This is a genomic window from Streptomyces sp. NPDC017225 (assembly GCF_044331465.1).
Classification (GTDB): Bacteria; Actinomycetota; Actinomycetes; order Streptomycetales; family Streptomycetaceae; genus Streptomyces.
In genome coordinates, this window is sequence record NZ_JBIRNE010000012.1 from 204,839 (window position 1) to 218,891 (window position 14,053).

15 protein-coding genes are annotated in these 14,053 nt (G+C 71.8%); 14 read left to right on the forward strand and 1 reads right to left on the reverse strand.

The window, feature by feature from the left end:
- From pyrE to ACH4NX_RS25560, 12 genes are all read left to right on the forward strand, one after another.
- On the forward strand, positions 1–549 hold the full coding sequence (gene pyrE, locus ACH4NX_RS25505) for an orotate phosphoribosyltransferase (protein WP_351387164.1): 549 nt from the start codon (positions 1–3) through the stop codon (positions 547–549).
- A 140-nt stretch (positions 550–689) separates the two neighbouring features.
- Positions 690–1,721: a class II fructose-bisphosphate aldolase gene (fbaA, locus tag ACH4NX_RS25510; protein WP_351387162.1), complete on the forward strand. Its 1,032-nt coding sequence runs from the start codon at positions 690–692 to the stop codon at positions 1,719–1,721.
- A 136-nt stretch (positions 1,722–1,857) separates the two neighbouring features.
- Complete coding sequence (locus ACH4NX_RS25515; RefSeq protein ID WP_351387161.1) at positions 1,858–2,271, forward strand: DUF3151 domain-containing protein; 414 nt, start codon at positions 1,858–1,860, stop codon at positions 2,269–2,271.
- A 158-nt stretch (positions 2,272–2,429) separates the two neighbouring features.
- Positions 2,430–3,245, forward strand: coding sequence for a tryptophan 2,3-dioxygenase family protein (locus ACH4NX_RS25520; RefSeq protein WP_351387158.1), 816 nt, complete (start codon positions 2,430–2,432; stop codon positions 3,243–3,245).
- Entirely contained in the window at positions 3,238–4,479 is a 1,242-nt protein-coding gene (gene kynU, locus ACH4NX_RS25525) for a kynureninase (protein ID WP_398128701.1), read from the forward strand. The genes ACH4NX_RS25520 and kynU overlap by 8 nt, the downstream gene beginning before the upstream one ends.
- 147 nt (positions 4,480–4,626) lie before the next feature.
- The gene (locus ACH4NX_RS25530) at positions 4,627–5,532 is read left to right on the forward strand and encodes an alpha/beta hydrolase (protein WP_351387152.1); all 906 of its coding nucleotides are present in this window, start codon (positions 4,627–4,629) and stop codon (positions 5,530–5,532) included.
- 228 nt (positions 5,533–5,760) lie between these two features.
- On the forward strand, positions 5,761–6,750 hold the full coding sequence (locus ACH4NX_RS25535; protein WP_398128700.1) for an alpha/beta hydrolase: 990 nt from the start codon (positions 5,761–5,763) through the stop codon (positions 6,748–6,750).
- Positions 6,743–8,104, forward strand: a complete 1,362-nt coding sequence (locus tag ACH4NX_RS25540) for an acyltransferase (RefSeq protein WP_398128699.1) — start codon at positions 6,743–6,745, stop codon at positions 8,102–8,104. The genes ACH4NX_RS25535 and ACH4NX_RS25540 overlap by 8 nt, the downstream gene beginning before the upstream one ends.
- Positions 8,097–9,536, forward strand: a complete 1,440-nt coding sequence (locus tag ACH4NX_RS25545) for a sensor histidine kinase (RefSeq protein WP_398128698.1) — start codon at positions 8,097–8,099, stop codon at positions 9,534–9,536. The genes ACH4NX_RS25540 and ACH4NX_RS25545 overlap by 8 nt, the downstream gene beginning before the upstream one ends.
- Positions 9,533–10,219, forward strand: coding sequence for a response regulator (locus ACH4NX_RS25550; protein WP_398128697.1), 687 nt, complete (start codon positions 9,533–9,535; stop codon positions 10,217–10,219). The genes ACH4NX_RS25545 and ACH4NX_RS25550 overlap by 4 nt, the downstream gene beginning before the upstream one ends.
- A gap of 92 nt (positions 10,220–10,311) precedes the next feature.
- On the forward strand, positions 10,312–11,649 hold the full coding sequence (locus tag ACH4NX_RS25555) for a sensor histidine kinase (RefSeq protein ID WP_398128696.1): 1,338 nt from the start codon (positions 10,312–10,314) through the stop codon (positions 11,647–11,649).
- The gene (locus tag ACH4NX_RS25560) at positions 11,646–12,320 is read left to right on the forward strand and encodes a response regulator transcription factor (protein ID WP_351387140.1); all 675 of its coding nucleotides are present in this window, start codon (positions 11,646–11,648) and stop codon (positions 12,318–12,320) included. Before ACH4NX_RS25555 ends, ACH4NX_RS25560 begins: the two co-directional genes overlap by 4 nt.
- On the opposite strand, the gene ACH4NX_RS25565 is transcribed toward ACH4NX_RS25560, so the two are convergent.
- Complete coding sequence (locus tag ACH4NX_RS25565) at positions 12,290–12,724, reverse strand: ATP-binding protein (RefSeq protein ID WP_351387137.1); 435 nt, start codon at positions 12,722–12,724, stop codon at positions 12,290–12,292. The two genes, ACH4NX_RS25560 and ACH4NX_RS25565, sit on opposite strands and share 31 nt — an antisense overlap.
- Before the next feature lie 221 nt (positions 12,725–12,945).
- On the opposite strand from ACH4NX_RS25565, the gene ACH4NX_RS25570 reads away from it, so the two are divergent.
- The gene (locus tag ACH4NX_RS25570; protein WP_398128695.1) at positions 12,946–13,797 is read left to right on the forward strand and encodes a helix-turn-helix domain-containing protein; all 852 of its coding nucleotides are present in this window, start codon (positions 12,946–12,948) and stop codon (positions 13,795–13,797) included.
- Positions 13,798–13,805: 8 nt separating this feature from the next.
- Positions 13,806–14,006: a DUF397 domain-containing protein gene (locus ACH4NX_RS25575; protein ID WP_398128694.1), complete on the forward strand. Its 201-nt coding sequence runs from the start codon at positions 13,806–13,808 to the stop codon at positions 14,004–14,006.
- Positions 14,007–14,053: the final 47 nt, after the last annotated feature.

The following is a 14,053-nucleotide window of genomic DNA, read 5'->3' on the forward strand; positions in this document are numbered from 1 at the left end:
ATGACGGACGTACGCGCGGCGCTGCTGCAGCAGATCAAGGACAAGGCCGTGGTGCACGGCAAGGTGACCCTCTCCTCGGGTCTCGAGGCCGACTACTACGTCGACCTGCGTCGCATCACCCTGGACGGCGAGGCCGCGCCGCTGGTCGGGCAGGTGCTGCTGGACCTGACCGCCGACCTGGACTTCGACGCGGTGGGCGGGCTGACCATGGGCGCCGACCCGGTCGCCGCGAGCATGCTGCACGCGGCCGCCGCGCGGGGCCGGAGGCTGGACGCCTTCGTCGTCCGCAAGGCCGCCAAGGCGCACGGTCTCCAGCGGCGCGTCGAGGGTCCGGACATCAGGGGCCGTCGCGTCCTGGTCGTCGAGGACACCTCCACCACCGGCGGCTCCCCGCTCACCGCCGTCGAGGCCGTGCGCGAGGCCGGTGCGGAGGTCGTGGCCGTGGCGACGATCGTCGACCGGGCGACGGGCGCCGCCGAGAAGATCCAGGAGGGCGCCGGGGTGCCGTACCGGTACGCGTACGACAAGGACGAGCTGGGTCTGGACTGAGGCGGCCGGGGGCCGGGACGGACGTCCACTCGGAGTATCCCGCGTCGTCTGGAAGGATGGGGCCGACGATGACGTCGCCCCCCAGGTCTAGGTCAGGGCCGTAAGCACCAATCACGCCCCCGCACATACAAGGAGCGGACATGCCCATCGCAACTCCCGAGGTCTACAACGAGATGCTGGACCGGGCGAAGGCAGGAAAGTTCGCCTACCCGGCCATCAACGTGACCTCTTCCCAGACGCTGCACGCGGCCCTGCGCGGTTTCGCGGAGGCGGAGAGCGACGGCATCGTCCAGATCTCCACCGGCGGTGCCGAGTTCCTGGGCGGCCAGCACAGCAAGGACATGGTGACCGGCGCCGTCGCCCTCGCCGAGTTCGCGCACATCGTGGCCGAGAAGTACGACGTCACCGTCGCCCTGCACACGGACCACTGCCCTAAGGACAAGCTCGACGGGTACGTGCGTCCGCTGCTGGCGGTCTCCGAGGAGCGCGTCAAGGCCGGCCGCAACCCGCTGTTCCAGTCCCACATGTGGGACGGCTCGGCCGAGACGCTGGCCGACAACCTCTCCATCGCCCAGGAGCTGCTGGAGCGCGCCCGCGCCGCCAAGATCATCCTTGAGGTCGAGATCACCCCGACCGGCGGCGAGGAGGACGGTGTCTCCCACGAGATCAACGACTCCCTCTACACGACGGTCGACGACGCGGTCCGCACCGTCGAGGCCCTGGGCCTGAGCGAGAAGGGCCGTTACCTGCTCGCCGCGTCCTTCGGCAACGTGCACGGCGTCTACAAGCCGGGCAACGTCGTGCTCCGTCCCGAGCTGCTCAAGGAGCTGAACGAGGGCATCGCCGCGAAGTACGGTCAGCCGGCCGGCAGCAAGCCGTTCGACTTCGTCTTCCACGGCGGCTCCGGCTCCTCCGCCGAGGAGATCGCGACCGCGCTGGAGAACGGCGTGGTCAAGATGAACATCGACACGGACACCCAGTACGCCTTCACGCGTCCGGTCGTCGCCCACATGTTCAGCAACTACGACGGCGTCCTGAAGGTCGACGGCGAGGTCGGCAACAAGAAGACCTACGACCCGCGCACCTGGGGCAAGCTGGCCGAGGCCGGCATGGCCGCGCGCGTCCTCGAGGCCTGCGGACACCTGCGCTCGGCGGGCCAGAAGATCAAGTAACGCTCACCGCGGATCTGGCGACGGCCACCGCGCGCCGTCCGCGCCGTGCCGTTCGCGCCGGGCCCGGCAGCTCAGGATTCTCCTGAGGTGCCGGGCCCGCGTACGTATGCCGACGGCATGACGCAGACTTGTGCCCATGGCCATTCACGAGAACCTTCTCGGGGGACCGCCCCCGACCCACCTCCCCGACGATCCCGGGCCGCGCGAGCTGCTGGCGGGCGGGACCACGCCCGCCGACGTCGCGGCGAAGTACCCGACGTCCTCGCTGGCCTGGGCACAGCTGGCCGACGAGGCGTTCGAGCGGGGCGGCGTCGTGGAGTCGTACGCGTACGCCCGTACCGGCTACCACCGCGGCCTGGACTCCCTGCGCCGCAGCGGCTGGAAGGGCCACGGCCCGGTGCCCTGGGAGCACGAGCCGAACCGCGGTTTCCTGCGCGCCCTGCACGCCCTCGCCCGCGCCGCCCAGGCGATCGGCGAGAAGGAGGAGTACGAGCGCTGCAGCCAGTTCCTGAAGGACTCCTCGCCGACGGCGGCCGAGGTACTGGGCTGACCGGGACCGGACACCGCACGTCCCCTGGCCCGTCTGCCGTGCGCAGGCGGGCCTTGCGGTTTCCTGCGACGATTGCGGAGGATGACGTTGGGGACCGGGGCCCCGTGTCGGTAACGGCAGGGCGGACCGCTACCCGAAGTGCACATCAGGAGACAGCGATGTCCCACGAAGCCCCGAATCTCGACTTCGAGGGCAGCACGCCGTACGAGGACTACGTCAAGGCGGACGTGCTCACCCACCTCCAGCACACCCTCTCCGACGATCCCGGAGAGATGGTCTTCCTGGTCACCACCCAGGTCATGGAGCTGTGGTTCACCGTCATCGTCCACGAGTGGGAGACGGCCGCCCGCGCCCTGCGCGAGGACCGGATCCAGGTGGCGACCGACGCGCTGAAGCGCTCGGTGCGGGAGCTGGAGGCGCTGAACGCCTCCTGGACCCCGCTGGCGGGCCTCACGCCCGCCCAGTTCAACTCGTACCGCAGTGCCCTCGGCGAGGGGTCCGGCTTCCAGTCGGCGATGTACCGCCGCCTGGAGTTCCTGCTCGGCGACAAGTCCGCGTCCATGCTCGTCCCGCACCGCGGCTCCCCGCGAGTCCACGCGGAGCTGGAGAAGGCCCTGCACGAGCCGAGCCTGTACGACGAGGTGGTCCGGCTGCTCGCCCGGCGCGGATACGACATCCCGGACGCCGTGCTCAGGCGCGACGTCACCCGGAAGTACGAGGCGGCGCCCGAGGTGGAGGCCGCTTGGACGACCGTCTACGCGGGCGACCAGAACGGCGAGCTGGCCCGCCTCGGCGAGGCGCTCACCGACGTCGCCGAGCTGGTGTGGCGCTGGCGCAACGACCACCTGGTCGCCACCCGCCGCGCGATGGGCTCCAAGACCGGTACGGGCGGCTCAGCCGGGGTGGCCTGGCTGGAGAAGCGGGCCCGCGGCAATGTGTTCCCCGAGTTGTGGACGGCGCGGTCGTATGTCTGAACTTTCCGAACTGGCCGCTGAGGCCGAGAAGCTGGACGCCGCCGACGAGCTGGCGGCACTGCGTGCGCGGTTCGTCCTGGACGACGCCGTCTACCTGGACGGCAACTCGCTCGGCGCCCTCCCGGCCGGTGTCCCCGCGCGCGTGGAGGACGTCGTACGCCGCCAGTGGGGTGAGCTGCGCATCCGGTCGTGGGAGGAGAGCGGCTGGTGGACCGCGCCCGAGCGGATCGGCGACCGGATCGCTCCGCTCGTCGGGGCGGCGGCCGGGCAGATCGTGGTGGGCGACTCGACGAGCGTCAACGTGTTCAAGGCGCTCGTCGCGGCGGTACGGATGGCGGGGGAGGACGACGGCGCGGGCCGTGCGCACGGCACCGGCCGGGAGAACGGTGCGGGCCGGGACGAGATCCTCGTCGACGCCACCACCTTCCCCACGGACGGGTACATCGCCGATTCGGCGGCCCGGATGACGGGCTGCGCCCTGCGCCCCGTGACCCCGGCCGAGATGCCGTCGGCGCTCGGCGACCGGACCGCCGCCGTCCTGCTCAACCACGTCGACTACCGCACGGGCCGGCTGCACGACCTGCCCGCGCTCACGGCCGCGGTGCACGAGGCGGGTGCGTACGTCGTCTGGGACCTGTGTCACAGCGCGGGCGCGCTGCCGGTCGGCCTCGACGAGCACGGCGTCGACCTGGCGGTCGGCTGCACCTACAAGTACCTCAACGGCGGCCCCGGTTCGCCCGCGTTCCTGTACGTGCGCCGCGGCCTCCAGGACCGCTTCGACTCCCCGCTGCCGGGCTGGAACTCGCACGCCGAGCCCTTCGGCATGCGGCCCGCGTACGCCCCGGCGTCCGGTGCGCTGCGGGGCCGGGTCGGCACGCCGGACATCCTCTCGCTGCTCGCCCTGGAGGCGGCGCTGGAGGTGTGGGACGGGGTGTCGGTGGAGGCGGTGCGGGCCAAGTCACTGGCACTGACCGACTTCTTCCTGCGCTGCGTCGGGGAGTACGTCCCGGCCGCCCGGGTGGAGTCCCTGACTCCGGCGGCGCACGCCGAGCGGGGCAGCCAGGTCGCCCTGCGCTGTGACGACGCCGGTGACGTCATGAAGCGGCTGGTCGAACGCGGTGTGGTCGGGGACTTCCGTGCCCCGGACGTCCTGCGCTTCGGCTTCACCCCGCTGTACGTCGGCTTCGCGGACGTGGAGCGGGCGGCGCGGGTGCTGGGGGAGACGCTGGTGTGACGGTCGGGTGGGGACCGGGCCGGCGCCCGGCCCTCACCCAGCGTCACATCCCCATGTCGGCGCACGTCACCGGCCTGATACGGTCCCGCCAACGGCCGATCTTGTTCTCCGGTCGGCCAACACCGTTTCGCCGCTGAGAGGTTGAGCATGCCGGACGCCGCCGCAGAACCGGGCAACGCTGCCGCGAGGGGCGCCGCGGAGGAGGAATCGGCCTTTTCGCACCGGGCGGTCGACCCCGACAGCACCGCTGTGTACGGCGACCACCCCGACCAGGTGATCGACTTCTACGCCCCGCGCGGCGCCGAGGGCCCTGGCGGTGCCGCTCCCGTGGCGGTGGTGCTGCACGGAGGTTCCTGGCGGGCACCGTACGACCGCCGTCATGTCAGCCCGTTCGCCGGCTTCCTGGCCCGCCGGGGCCTTGCCGTGGCCAGTGTGGAGTACCGGCGTGGCGCCCAGGGCGTCGGGCAGGGCGGGGAAGGGGGCGGCCCTGTCGCGGGGCGCTGGCCCGACACCCTCGACGACGTGGCGGCCGCGCTGGACGCGCTGCCGGCGCTGTTGCGGCAGTACCTTCCCGGTGCCGACGCGCGCCGGGTCGTGCTCACCGGCCACTCGGCCGGCGGTCACCTCGCCCTGTGGGCGGCCGCCCGGCACCTGCTGCCCGCCGACGCTCCCTGGCGCACCGACCGCCCGGCGCCCCTGCGTGGTGTCGTCGCCCTCGCGCCGATCGCCGACTTCGAGGTCGCCGACAAGCTCGACGTGTGCGGTGGTGCGGCGCGGCAGTTCCTGGGCGGAGCGGAGCTGTTCGCCGAGCGCCGTCCCTACGCCGACCCGGCCCTGCTGCTGCCCACCGGGATCGCGACGACCCTGGTCCAGGGCCGTGCCGACGTGGATGTTCCGCAGGCGGTCGCCGAGGCGTATGCCGACGCGGCGGCGAAGGCCGGGGAGGTGGTGGGCGTGACGCTGCTGGAGGACGTCGGTCACTACCCGCTGATCGATCCGGCGGCGGACGCGTGCGCGGTGGTGGCGGAGGAGATCGCGCAGCTGGCTTGGTGAGGGTGGGGCGGGGTGTGGTGCGAAGAAGCGTGAACTTTTCCCTTGCGATGTCCTTGGCCCGCTCAGATGAGCTGGATGCGGATTTCCCAGTCGTGTCAGGGCCGTACCCGTAGTACCTGAGAGCTACCCCGCAGGTGAGTTCCCTGGCGGGACGCGGGTTACCCGGCGCGATTCATAACTTCCCTTACAGGCACGCCCGATGGTCGGGCGAGCCGGAGGGGAGAGGCCATGGAGCCCGGGACGACGGTCCGTTGGCGGCGGCGCGTGGACAGATGGCGTCGCACCGTCCTCGCCGCGCTCATCTGTGGTGCCGTGGTTGTGCCTCTCTCCGGCGCCGCGCGCCCCGAGACACCCGCTCCGGCCCCCGCCGCGCTCGCGGCCCCGACGGCCGGCACGTTGGAGGAGGCGTACGCCGCCAACCGGGCCAACGCCGCCGAGGCGTCCCGGATGGCCGCCGCCCACGGTGACCGGCACCGCGCGGCGGCGGACCGCTCGATGGCCGACCCGTCCCGGCGCCTCCTCGCCTTCGACGGCCGTGGGGCCGGGCTGGCCACGGAGGTCTTCGGTGACCTGGCCCACGCGGACCGCGTCGCCGTCCTGGTCCCGGGCTCCGACACGAACCTCGACACGTACGGCCGGTTCCGTGCCGCCGCCCTAGCCCTGCACCGGCAGCTCGCCGCGGAGGCACCCGAGGGCACGAGCACCGCGGTCGTGGCCTGGCTGGGCTACGAGACACCGGGCACCGTCAGCACCACGGTCGCCACCACCGGCAGAGCCGACCGTGCCGCCCCGAATCTGCGCACCCTGGTCGACACCCTGCACGGGATCGCCGGCCCCGGTACCCGCGTCGCCCTGTTCTGCCACTCCTACGGGTCGGTCGTGTGCGCCCGCGCCGCCGACGGACTGCACGTCACCGACATAGCCCTGGTCGGCAGCCCCGGCACCGGCGACGACTCCGCCGCGGGCCTGCACACGGACGCCCGGGTCTGGGCGGCGCGGGGCGCCGACGACTGGGTGGAGCACGTGCCGCACCTCAGCGCCGACCTCTTCGGCACCACCGTCGGCTTCGGCACCGACCCCCTCTCGCCGGACTTCGGCGCCCGGGTCTTCGCGGCCGGCGACGGCGGCCACAGCGACTACTTCGACACCGGCTCCGTCTCCCTGACGAACCTGGCCCGGATCGCCCTGGGCGAGACCACCGAGGTGACCCATGACTGACGCGACCCGATCGACCCGAGCTACCCGATGGACCCGAGCGGCACGGCCGACTCCTCCGCACACCGCCCCGGGCCCGGGGCGCGGTCCCGCCGACCGTAAGGGGCTGAGACGCGCCGCTTTCAGGCAGGAACTGAGCCGCGCCGCTTTTGACCACGAGCTGAGCCGCGTCGCCCCCAGACAGCAGCTGCGCCGCGCCGCCGCCCGGATCGACGCCGCCACGCCCGCGTCGAGGGACCGGGCCGTCGATGCCCTGCGCGCCGTCGCCGTCCTCGGCGTGGTCCTCGGCCACTGGCTGGTGACGGCCCTGGTCGCCGACGGCAACAGCCTGCACGCGGCCAGCCCGCTTCAGGACATGCCCTGGTTCTCCCCGGTCTCCTGGGTCTTCCAGACCCTCGCCGTGTTCTTCCTGGTCGGCGGTCATGTCGCCACCCGCGGCTACGCGTCGGCCAGAGCCCGCGGCACGTCCTACGGCCGCTGGCTGTCCGCCCGGCTGTCCAGGCTGTTCCGCCCGGTCGCGGCCGTCCTCACCCTGTGGACGGTGACGGCGGCGCTGCTGCTCCTCACCGGCGCGGAGTTCGTGACCGTCCACACCCTGGTGAAGCTGGCCCTGTCCCCGCTGTGGTTCCTTCTCGTCTTCGCCGCGCTGACCGCGGCGACCCCGCTCCTGACCCGGCTGCACCCGCTGTGGCCGCTGGCCGTCGTCCTCCATGTGGACGTGCTGCGCTTCGGCTTCGGCGCTCCCTCCTGGCTCGGCTGGATCAACCTCGCCGCCGGCTGGCTGGTCCCCTACACCCTGGGCGCCGCCTGGACCCGTGGCGAACTGGACCACCGCCTTGCGGGCCGGCTCCTGCTCATCGGCGGTACGGCGGCGACGGCGGCCCTCGTCGCCTGGGCGGGCTACCCGGCGTCGATGGTCGGCGTTCCCGGCGCCGAGATATCGAACCTCAACCCGCCGACGCTGGCCGCCGTCGCCTTCGGCCTGGCGCAGTGCGGCCTGGCGTTGCTGCTGCGCGAGCGGCTGGGCCGCGCGATGCGGCGGCCCATGGCGTGGGCGGCGGTCGCGCTGGTCAACCTCTCCGCGATGACGATCTTCCTGTGGCACCAGACCGCGTTGATGGCGACGACGGCCACCGGCCTCCTCGTGGGCCGTCTGCCCGGCCTGCACACCCTCCCCGACGGGCTGGGCTGGGTCGCGGCACGGCTCGCGTGGCTCCCGGTGTTCGCGCTGGTCCTGGCCGGTTGCTGGGCCGCCTTTCGCTCCTTCGAGCGCGGCGGCGGCCGGCGCCGCTCCCGGGCCGTCCGGGCGCATCGCCCGCAGGGACGGTCGGGGGCAGCGGGTGCACGTCATGTCTAGGGTGGGCCGTGTGAAGCGACGGGGGAACCGGCAGATGAGAGCGAGAGGCCGGGTCGAGCGCGTACTGCGGGCGCTGCACGACGACTTGTGGACCTGGCGGGCGGACCCGCTGCCGCCGTCGGTGTGGCTGCTCTGGCTCCCGCACGGAGTCGTCTGTCTGGCCGCCCTCGGTGTGCTGGGGGGCGACGTGGCCCAGCTCAGTGACAACGGCGGGGTCGACCCCGGGTTCGCCTTCCTGATCGCCCTCGGCCAGGCCGGCGCGATGGTGCTGGCGCTGTGGCGGCCGGTCGCGGCCTGGTGGCTGTCGATGGCGGCCATACTGGTGGGGGCCCTCGCCGTGCGGGCCGAAATGGTGCCGGGCGGTGACAAGTTCACCTGGCCCTGGCCGGTCGCCGGCATCATCGGGCACCTTTTCGTCCTGTTGCTCCTCGCTCTGCGGGTCCGTACCCGGGTGTCCGTGGAGGCGCTGGTTCTGACCGCGCTCGCCACCTATGTCGTGCAGGGCCTGGTGGGCGGGCTGAACTACCAGCCGACCGGCCAGCTCGCCGTCATCCTCTTCGCGGTCTTCGTGGTGCTCGGCATCGCCCTGCGCGGACGCCGCGAGGCCCGCGCGGAGCTGAAGCAGCAGACCTCGCTGACCGCTGAGGAGAGAGCCCGGCGCACCCTGCTGGAGGAGCGTGGCCGCATCGCGCGTGAGCTGCACGACGTGGTCGCCCACCACATGTCGGTGATCTCCATCCAGGCCCAGGTCGCCCCCCTCCTCGTCGAGAATCCGTCGGACGAGCTCAAGGAGAACCTCGCGGGCATCCGACAGAACGCGCTGGAGGCACTCACCGAGCTGCGCCGGGTGCTGGGCGTGCTGCGCTCCGAGCATCCCGACGCGCCGGCGATGTCCGGCGGGGGCGACGTTGCCCCGCACGCCCCGCAGCCCACCCTCGACCGGCTCGACGCGCTGGTGGAGAACATCCGGGCCGCCGGGCTGACCGTCACCACCGAGACGAGCGGGACGCGCAGACCCCTGCCGCCCGGTGTGGAGCTGTCGGCGTACAGGATCGTGCAGGAGGCCTTGAGCAACGTCCTGCGGCACGCGCCCGGCGCGACCGCCCGGGTCCACCTCACGTATCTTCCGATCGGGCTGCGCGTGGACGTCACCAACACCCGGCCCCAGCGAGCCCCGGCACCGTCGGACGGGGCGGGGCACGGGCTGCTCGGCATGCGGGAGCGGGTGGCGATGCTCGACGGCACTCTCACGGCGTGCTCGCTGCCGGACGGCGGCTACCAGGTGGCCGCGTTCCTGCCGACCGACGGCCCCGACCATCCTGCCCACGACTTCGCCCCCGACCCGCCTGCCCCCGACCCGCCTGCCCCCGACCCCGCCCCCGACTCCGCCCACGACTCCGCCCACGAGCCCACCGAGGACGACACCCGATGACGACCAGCAGCAACGGCCGCGTGATCCGCGTGCTGATCGCCGACGACCAGCAGATGGTCCGGCAGGGTTTCACCGTGCTGCTCAACACCCAGCCCGACATCGAGGTGATCGGGCAGGCGGTGGACGGCCTGGACGCCGTGACCAAGGTCGCCGAGCTGGCCCCGGACGTCGTCCTGATGGACATCCGCATGCCCGAGCTGGGCGGTATCGAGGCCACCCGCCGCATCACCGGTGCGACCCCGGAGATCAGAGTGCTGGTACTGACCACCTTCGACCTCGACGAGTACGTGTACGAGGCGCTGCGGGCCGGCGCGTCCGGGTTCATGCTGAAGGACGCCTCCGCCGACCAGTTGGCCGAGGCGGTCCGGGTGGTGGCGGCCGGGGACGCGTTGCTCGCGCCGGGCGTCACACGGCGGCTGATCACCGAGTTCTCCCGACTGGACGACCGGCCGCGCGCGCCGCTGAAGGACCGCGTCGGCGATCTGACCGAGCGGGAGACCGAGGTGCTCGCCCTGATCGCGCAGGGTCTGTCGAACGCGGAGATCGCCACGCGGCTGGTCGTCGCCGAGCAGACCGTGAAGACGCACGTCGGCCGGATTCTGGTGAAGCTGGGGCTCAGGGACCGGACACAGGCGGCGGTTTTCGCGTACGAGTCGGGGCTGGTGCGGCCCTCCGGGTACTGAGCGGGGTGGTCCCGTAGTACCTGAGACGGATACCGAAGAACCCCTCTCGCTGGTGACGACCGCGGTACTCGGTGACGCCTACCGTTGCGAACGTGACCGAGACGACCCAGATGCGGACCGCCCCCTCCGGGGATGGCGAGCGCAGCCCCGAGTTCCGGCTGGCCATGGATGTCCTGAGCGGGCTGCGCCAGGACCTGTTCCACGACGCCTTCGCCTACCGCCCGCTGCCGCTCGTGGCGACGGACGGCCGGCTGACCCGTCGGCTCTCCGGCCGGCGGCGGTCGTACGCCACCCGCCTGCCGCACGCGGTGGTGGCGGCCCTCGCCATGATCGCGATGTTCGGCGGTTCCGCCGGGGGCGTCATGGACGGGCCGGTGGCTCTGCTGAGCGGGCTGGTGTGCGCGGCACCGGTGCTGGCCACGCTGGTCCGGCCGGTCGGCGCCTTCTGGATGTCGATGGCGGCGACACCGCTGGTCGCGTTGCTGGACGGCAGCCTGGGGGAGTGGCCGTGGCAGCCCGGCGTCTTCATCTGCCATCTGACGGTGCTGGTGGTCGTGGCGATACGCACCCGGCCCCGCACCGCCGCGTGGATGTGGGCCCTGACGGCCGCCTACTCCCTCTTCGCGGAGACCGTGATCGGCGACGGCGAGTACAACACCTCCGCGCCCATGCTGCTCCTCTCCGCCCTGGCCCTGCTGATGGTCGCGGTCCGGCACGTCCGCCGCGAGGCGCGGCAGGAGGTCACCGCCCAGCGGACGGTCACCGCGCACGAGCGGTCCCGGCGCACTCTGCTGGAGGAGCGCACCACCATCGCCCGCGAGCTGCACGACGTGGTCGCCCACCACATGTCGGTGGTCGCCATCCAGGCGGAGGCGGCACCGTACCGGGTGGAGAATCCGCCGGAGGAGCTGGAGCGCGCCTTCGCCACCATCCGGGAGAACGCGGTGGCGGCGCTGACCGAGCTGCGCCGCGTCCTCGGAGTCGTCCGCGCCGAGGGCTACGAGGCCCCGGACGCCCCGCAGCCCACGCTCGCCGACCTCGACGCCCTGCTGGACAACGTGCGGGACGCCGGCCTGAGCGTGGAGAAGGCGGTGACCGGCGCGGTGCGTGAGCTGCCGCCCGGTGTGGAGCTTTCGGCGTACCGGATCGTGCAGGAGGCGCTGAGCAACTCCTTGCGGCACGCGCCGGGTGCGACCGCCCGCGTCGAGGTCTCCTACGTCCTGGGCGGCCTGGGGCTTCGGATCGTGAACGGTTCGATGCCCCAGCCCTCCCTGGTCAAGCCGTCACCGGGCGCCGGGCACGGCATCACCGGCATGCGCGAGCGGGTGTCGATGCTGGACGGAGAGATGACGGTGGGTCCCACCGATGACGGGGGTTACGAGGTGGCGGTGTTCCTGCCGTTCACCGCGCGGACCGAGGGTGAAGCATGACTGACCGCACGATCCGGGTCCTGATCGCCGACGACCAGATGATGGTGCGCGAGGGCTTCTCGGTCCTGTTGAACGCGATGCCGGGCATCGAGGTCGCCGGCGAGGCGGTCAACGGCCGGGAGGCCGTGGCGAAGGTTCGGGAGCTCGCCCCGGACGTCGTCCTGATGGACATCCGCATGCCGGAGCTGAACGGCATCGAGGCGACGCGGGAGATCGTCGCGGCGGACGGCGCGGCGAAGGTCCTCGTCCTCACCACCTTCGACCTCGACGAGTACGTGTACCAGGCGTTGCGCGCGGGTGCCTCCGGCTTCCTCCTCAAGGACGCCTCCGCCCGCCAGCTCGCCGACGGTGTCCGGGTGGTGGCCGCCGGGGAGGCACTCCTCGCCCCCTCGATCACCAAGCGGCTGATCACCGAGTTCTCGAAGCTGTCCGACGGTCCGCGCCTGATGACCTCGGCGCAGGGGGCGTACGGCGACCTGACCGAGCGGGAGACGGAGGTCCTGGTCCTCATCGCGCAGGGCCTGTCCAACTCGGAGATCGCCGAGCGCCTGGTGGTCGCCGAGTCGACGATCAAGACACACGTCAGTCGGGTCCTGGTGAAACTGGGCCTGCGGGACCGCACCCAGGCGGCGGTCTTCGCCTACGAGGCCCGGCTGGTGACGCCGGGCTGAGGGGCACCGAGCTCGCACCACACGTACTTGCCCCGGTTGCCGAACCGGGAGAGCGGCTGCCACCCCCACAGGTCGGAACAGGCCCGGACCAGGGCGAGCCCCCGGCCGCTCTCCTCGTCGGCCACGTCCGCCAACCGGGCGGGAGCGTCCGGCGGTTCGGGGTCCGCGTCCCACGCGCCGATCCGCAACACCCCGGCCGACCACCGCACGCGCAGTGCCGCAGGACCCTTGGTGTGCAGCACGGCGTTGCCGATCAGCTCCGCCGCGAGCAGCTCGGCGACGTCGACGAGGCCGATCAGTCCGTGCATGGTCAGGATCAGGCGGAGGGTGCGGCGACTGATGGTGACGGCGCGGGGGTCGTTCGGGATGTACAGGGAGTACTCCCAGGAAGTGTCTTCGGGCATGCGTCGACTCCGTTCGTGAGGGAGGGGTGTCGCTGCCGCCGGGCGGTGTCGATGCCGCAGCCGTCATGACAGGACGGAGCGGTGCGCTTCCGGTGCTCCGGTGTTTCGCAGCGTGTGCGTCGCGTCACTGACGGTATGGCACTAATTCGTGCCAGAGCAACTGATTGACGTAATCTGACACTCGAACGTGGCGCCTGAACATGGCTGTTGGAGGAGAGCGCATGCCGCCGAGGAGTAATCCGACTGTCCGACAGGTGCGCTTGGGAACGGAGCTGCGCAGACTTCGTGAGGCCGCAGGCTTGAAGGCTCGCGAGGCAGCGGCCTTCCTGAACTCGACTTCCGGTCAGATGAGTCACGTGGAGCTCGGCATCGCGGCTGTCAGCGCGGAGCGTGTGCGCCGCCTGGCAGCTCACTATGCCTGCACGGACGATGCGTTGGTCGATGCTCTCGCGATCATGGCGACCGACCGTATGCGTGGCTGGTGGGAGGAGTATCGGGGAGTGCTGCCGCCGGTGTTCCAGGACACCGCTGAGGCGGAGCACCATGCCACGTATCTGCGAGAGGTTGTGATTACTCACGTGCCGGGGTTGCTACAGACCGCCGACTACGCCCGCGCGCTCTATGCGTATGTCCACCCTGGCTTGCCCGAAAGCGAGCTGGATTACCGAGTGGAACACCGGATGATGCGACGGGCTGTGATCGAGGGTGACAACCCCACCCCGTACGAGACGCTTGTCCACGAGTGCGCGCTCCGCGTCCGAGTGGCTGACAGGACCGCGTCGCGAGTTCAACTCCAACGCATTCTGGACCAGATGGAGCAGGGGCACGCCATGGTGCGGGTCATCCCGTTCGACCAGGACGGCTTCGGCGGCGCCGGTATCTCGATGATGTACGCGGGCGGTCCGGTCCATCAGTTGGACACCGGTCTCCGGGACGCTCCCACGGGTGTCGCGTTCATAGACGCGGCAGCACAACTGCACCAGCTTCGAACGCTGTTCCTTAAGATGCAGGAAGCATCGTTGGACCCCACTGCGTCGCGGGAGTTCATCCATCGCTTGACGAAGGAACTGTGAGGTGAGCCATGACCGAGGCCCTGCGTTGGCGGAAGTCCACGTACTCCGGTGGCGGCGACGGTGACACTTGCGTCGAGATCGCGGCCCTCCCTACCTGTATAGCCGTCCGTGACTCCAAGGCCCCGGCCCGCGCCACTCTCTCCGTGTCCGCGTCCTCCTTCGCCGTCTTCATCGAGGGTGTCAAGCAACACCCCCGGCAAGGGGAGTGAGCGAGAGGGCCGGGACCGCCACGGGGCGCGGGGCGGCGGCCCGTGGC